Consider the following 5,469-nt stretch of genomic DNA (forward strand, 5'->3'; position numbering starts at 1 on the left):
AAAAGAAGCGTGGCGGGGAAATATCTTTCTATATTTTTGCGCGCCATAAACTCATCTATCCGCTCGCTCCAAAACAGCCCGAAATCCCCGAGCACAATGACGAAATCATCCGCGCTAAGCCCGCCCGCAAAGGCCTTGTTCGTTATTTTGCCGATCTCGTTTATGCCGTGCGTATCGCCGCAAAGATATATCATATTCCTCTCCTTTAATCTGGCTCGCCGCGCTTTGTCGCAACCCATGCGAATGAAATTTTAAGCGCTAAATTTTACGCAGCGCACACCGCACAGACCTTTTGCCCCTAGCCGTAACCACATAAATTTAATCCAAATTAAAAGCGTAAATTTAGGCGACGTATTTTAAAAGCACAGGCATCAAGCCTATCGACGCGTAAATTTAAAGCCGCAGCTTCCGATTTAAATTTCGCGGCGCGGATCTAAGCGGCGAAATCCAAGTAGGCGCAGCTTTGCTTACTGCCGCTAAATTTTAAATTTAGCGACGAACTTTGTAAATTTTACGGCGAGCCGCCTAAATTTAAAGATTAAATTTAAAGCCTGCCGCGCAATTTCGTCGCCAGTGCTGCGCCGATTTTTTCGTAGCCCTCTTTTTGCAAGTGGATTTCGTCAGGGCGGATCAGCCCACGCTCGCGCCAGCCGCGCCAGCCGCCATCCTCATCCATAAGACCGGCTATGTCGTAAAACATCGCCCCTTCATCTCGCGCCAGATGCGCTAGCACCTCCGCAGCGCGTGAGGCGTTTGGCACTTTAGGGCTTCGCGGCGGCGCTACAAGCAGGATTTTTGCACCGGGAGCTGCAGAGCGGACAGAGCGAAGCAGCCCACGGACGCTTTGGTAGAATTTTTGCTCATCAAATTTCGGATCCATCGCGTCGTTTGTGCCATAAGCGATAACTACGAGATTGTATCTAAGTCCTGAAAAATCTCTACCAAAGGCATCTGCACCCCATTTTTCGTAGAGATTACTAAACGCGCCGTTGCTCGCACAAGAGTCTGCAAAGCGCGCGTTTTTGCGGTAAATTTTATATCCTCCAAGCTCTGCTCCGTCACGCAGCGATCTAATTTCGATAGGAAATCTAAGTCGCAGCTTAGAATACTCCCATTTCTGCGGCACTTCTTGCGAAATATACGCGCTTAGCCCACTTGCATCGCGCACGCGAAAAATCTCGCCGCCCTGATCCGATTTATGTAAAATTTCGACGTAAAAATCGCCGCTAAGCTGCTTTAGCTCCAGTCGCACGTTAGCGCCTTTTTTGCCGGTAGCGATCACTCCGCATAGCGGAAAATCGGGGTCTTGCTCGGTGCGAGACGAGATCACATTAAAGCCGCTTTGCTTAAATTCTATATTTTCGCTTTTGTGATATTTAGGCATCATTGCAGGCACGAAGCCGACGCTGTTTTGCACGAAAAAACCATGTCTGAAAGCATCTATCAGCGCGTCGCTTCCTAAGTGCGAATCACCAAAAAATTTCACTCCAAAGCCCGCAGAGCTTTTTGCGTTTGCGGAATTTATGCCGCGAACGCCTGCGTTTGCCGCGCATCCGCCTAATAAAGCGGCAAATAAAATCACTATAAACTTACTCAACTTCAATCCTTGATAAAATTTCTTTCGCTACCGCTTCGCAACCCTCTTTGCTCATATGAATGCCGTCGTCTTGGCGCACGCGCACGAGCTTGGAGCCGCTTTGCAGATAGGTTTTATAGACGCCTTTTTCGCACACCAGCGGGGTTGTTTGCATAAAATACCCGCCAAGCGCCATACTAGCGTCGGCATATATTTGATTTAGCAGCTGCGTTTTCTCCTCAAAATCGGGCTTTTGCATACACGGCATCGCAAGCCACAGCACTCCCGCACCGTGCGAGTGCGCCGTATTGTAGATCTCGCGCACTCTTGAGGCGTAAAACTCTCGCCAGCGCGGCGTTTTAATGCCATAAGTTTTACCTCCCGCGCGGTACTCCCAGACGTCATTGGCGCCCAGCAGCACGACTACGAGCTTAACGCCGCTGTTCTCGCGAAGAGCGGTATCGAGCGTCTTTTGCCAGTCGAAAGATTTCTTGCTCGCAAGCCCCGTCGATTGCTTGCTAAGATCGATCACTCTTAGGCTTCGCTTCGGGAAAAATTTCTTAGCGTTCATCCCCACGTATTGCATCAGACTATCGCCCATAAAAAGCACCTCATCGCCTGCATTTAGGCGGATCTTGCCATCGTCGCTAAGCGAAATTTTAGCATCAATCTCCGCGGAGCTTTGCGTCGTTAAATTCTGCTCCAAAGCCTGCGGAACAGGGAGTTGAGAATCGGAATTTTCGCCGCTTTGCAAGGTTGCGCTTGCCGCGACGGGGTTTTGCGACACGGCGGTACTGCGCGGCGCAAAGCTTGTTGTAGTCTGGCTTTGTGACACGGAATTTCGCGAAGTAGAATTTTTAGAAGCGGAATTTTGTGCGTAAGGCTCCTGCGCCGAATCGCGCGTCTTTAAATGATGCGTGGAATTATTTAAAGTGGAATTCTTTGCAGCATGGGCTTGCGGCTTGCTATCTTGCGGTTTAACATTTTGCAAAGCATCGTGATCTCGCGCCCCCATGCTTTGCAAAGCTTGATTTTCCGCCATACGATCTTGCGCAGGTTTTTTAAAATTTTTGCTTCCGCTATGCGGACTTGCGTCCTCATCCTTGCTAAGATCCCCACCTTTGATACGCTGCTCTAGCTTATCTGCGCCATTTGCAATCTTTTCGTAGATCTCTCCGCCTACACGAAACGGCGAGCGGCGCAGCCATTCTTCCAGCCCAAAATCATCGTGGAATCGCTGCTCCAAATAATAAAGCAGCGAGCCTTGCATAAAAAATGCCGAGAAAAACAGCGCAAAAAGCAGAGTCGAAACAAACCTAAGCATCTAAAATCCTGCGTAGATGAAATTTGGAATTCCGCTTGGCATCAGCGCGAAAATCAGCGTGAAGATCATGCCGAGCACGAGAGCTTTAGGTAAAAACGGCAGCTCGGCAAAAAGCGCGATCAAAGTATCTTTAAGAGCTGAAATTTTAGGATAAACAAAAATCCCCGCTAAAATCCCCGCAAGCACCGCTAGCTCGCTAATATCTCCGAAAGCTCGCGCGCGGGTAAAAGCGCTCAAAATCGCCGCCGCATCTGGCAAGGAATTAGCGAAAAAAATCCAAGCGAAACTTACAAAAATATAGGTACAAAATAGTGCCAAATACGGATTTAGCGGCTTTACGCCTACTTTGGCAAGACATTTTAAAAACACAAGCGCCACTCCGTGCAAAAGCCCCCAAATCAAAAAATTTAATCCCGCGCCATGCCAAATGCCAGATAGCGCAAACGCGATTAGTAAATTTACGCAGGTGCGCGCAAAGCCATTGCGCGAGCCGCCGAGCGGGATATAAATATAATCGCGTATAAACGTGGATAAACTGATATGCCAGCGATCCCAAAACTCGCCTAAATTCTTAGCCGCGTAGGGCATATTAAAATTCTGCGGCAGCTTAAAGCCCATCGCAAGCCCAAGCGCCCGCGCCATATCGATAAAGCCGCTAAAATTCGTATAAAGCACCACGCCATAAAGCAGCAGTGCAGCTAGAATTTGCGCCACAGAAGACTCTGGCTCGTCGCCGTAAACGCCTGAAATCACATCGCTATAATACGCGCCCAAATAGCCGCTAATAAGCAGCAGCTTAACTAAGGCAAAAATTATAAGCACATAAATTTCATCGGCATTGCCAAAGTGCTTGAAGCGATCAAACTGTGGCAGTACTGGCTCTACGCCCTTAGCCGCGCTAGCGCGTCCGATAGGACCCATCACGATGCTAGGGAAAAACGCTAAAAAGCACGCCAAACTCAAAAAGCCCTGCTCGCCGCATTCGCGCCTATAAACCGAGACAAAATAGGTGATCGACATGAAAACATAATATGAAATTCCAAGCGGAAACGCCACGCTATCGACGGCACCTAGGTGAAGCGCGGCAAGCGCGGCATTGAAAAACTCCCTGACGTAGCCATAATATTTAAAAAACGCGAGAAAAAATAAGCCACCAGCAACTGCCGCAAGCATCACTGCGCGCGCCTTCGCAGTTGGTAACGGAATCTGCTTCGCTAACCCCGCTTTTTGCACCTGCTTTGCTATGCGAGCTTGTTTTGTTGCGCTCATCTGCTTGGCTGCCGCTTTACGCGAGAGTTTTTTCTTGTGCGAAGACTGCTTTGCGGGCGATATGACTTTTGCGACTACGCGATTAGTGCGAGCGATACACGCACCTGCAAAATATACGAAGGCACTATAGGCTGCAAGCACCAGTGCAAAGCGTGGATTTATGGAGCACATAAAGCCATAGCTTGCCAGCAGGATCAGAATTTTTTGCGCGAAAATATGATTTTTGAGCGTCCAATAAACGATTAAAAACGCTAAAAAAGCAAGGACAAACTCGGGCGAAAAAAATGTCATTCAATCTTTCCAATTTAAATTTTTAAAGCTCTTGCGGCTTTTAAACGCTCGCGGCGCGAAATTTATACGAAGCGAAAAAGCTTTTTTAAATCGCTTGCAACGCAAAATTTTATGCGTAGGCACGGCATTGCGCCGCTAAACGCTCTAATAAATCTAGCGTCCAATCCTTCTTAGATTCACGGACAGCTTGCATGCAAGCCCTTGCCACGTGAGCAAAATTCCTCCACAATGGCAAAATTTAAAATGCAAATGAGAGCTCTACACACGAATAAAATTTTAAACGCGCTGAGCGGTTTGCCATCAAATTCCCACGAAACCTCGCAAACGCAGTCTCGCAGATTCTACCCGCAGGATTTCAAAATAAGCGCCTTGGAATCATGCTATATAAATTAGACGCGCGCGATGCCACTAAAATCCTACAAAATAAGATGAGCCACACTTCATCACAACTATGAGGGCTAAAATTCTACAAAGCAAAATTTTAAAAGCCAAAAAATTTTGCAGCGATAATAAAATTCCGCCCGTTAAAATCTGCCGCGCAAAATTACTAAGTAAAATCTCACTTTAAGGCGTGATAGAAACCATCTAAAAGCTGCGCCTTATGAGCCAAAATCATAGCTTTTAATTTTTACCGCAAATTGCAGACCTGCGCCGCCATAAAGCCCCTTTTAAAATTTTGTATCAACGCAAACGCACCTTACGCTAGCCTCGCTCTTTCTTGCAAAAAACACAAGTTAAAATCAATGAGCTTCGCATCGTAAAATTTTGGCTCTAGACTTGGTTTTAGCGCAGTGTAAATTCGAGCTCGTTAGGCAAAATTAGCCGTAAATTTCAATACGGCTACATAGATTTGAGTTTGAGCTGAAATTTAACCTAGCAGAGCCGAATCTCGCTTCGCAATCCAGCCATTCTAACGAGATAATGTAAATTTTAATTTGCAATTTAAAATTTCTAGCGCAACGATACCGGCTTTGGCTCGCGTTTTGCAATTCTAATCTAGCGGCGCGAA

4 protein-coding genes and 1 pseudogene are annotated in these 5,469 nt (G+C 47.2%); all 5 read right to left on the reverse strand.

Features of this window, described 5'->3' with window-relative positions:
* Positions 1 to 194 (reverse strand): annotated as a pseudogene (locus Q0238_RS04545) (hypothetical protein); the annotation flags it as partial.
* A gap of 350 nt (positions 195 to 544) precedes the next feature.
* The gene (locus Q0238_RS04550; RefSeq protein ID WP_297943317.1) at positions 545 to 1,597 is read right to left on the reverse strand and encodes a GDSL-type esterase/lipase family protein; all 1,053 of its coding nucleotides are present in this window, start codon (positions 1,595 to 1,597) and stop codon (positions 545 to 547) included.
* Positions 1,590 to 2,900 (reverse strand): DUF459 domain-containing protein, encoded by a 1,311-nt coding sequence (locus Q0238_RS04555; protein WP_297943319.1) that lies wholly within the window; start codon positions 2,898 to 2,900, stop codon positions 1,590 to 1,592. Before Q0238_RS04555 ends, Q0238_RS04550 begins: the two co-directional genes overlap by 8 nt.
* Positions 2,901 to 4,460: an MBOAT family O-acyltransferase gene (locus Q0238_RS04560; protein ID WP_297943321.1), complete on the reverse strand. Its 1,560-nt coding sequence runs from the start codon at positions 4,458 to 4,460 to the stop codon at positions 2,901 to 2,903.
* Between the two features lie 818 nt (positions 4,461 to 5,278).
* A partial coding sequence (locus Q0238_RS04565) for a hypothetical protein (protein ID WP_297943323.1) occupies positions 5,279 to 5,469 on the reverse strand: 191 nt, incomplete at its 5' end.

It is taken from the genome of uncultured Campylobacter sp. (genome assembly GCF_938045775.1).
In the GTDB taxonomy this organism is placed as follows: domain Bacteria; phylum Campylobacterota; class Campylobacteria; order Campylobacterales; family Campylobacteraceae; genus Campylobacter_B.

Coding starts and splice junctions, on each gene's coding strand:
- Q0238_RS04555 (WP_297943319.1), bottom strand. CDS start 2,900: ATGCTTAGGTTTGTTTCGACTCTGCTTTTTGCGCTGTTTTTCTCGGCA.
- Q0238_RS04560 (WP_297943321.1), bottom strand. CDS start 4,460: ATGACATTTTTTTCGCCCGAGTTTGTCCTTGCTTTTTTAGCGTTTTTA.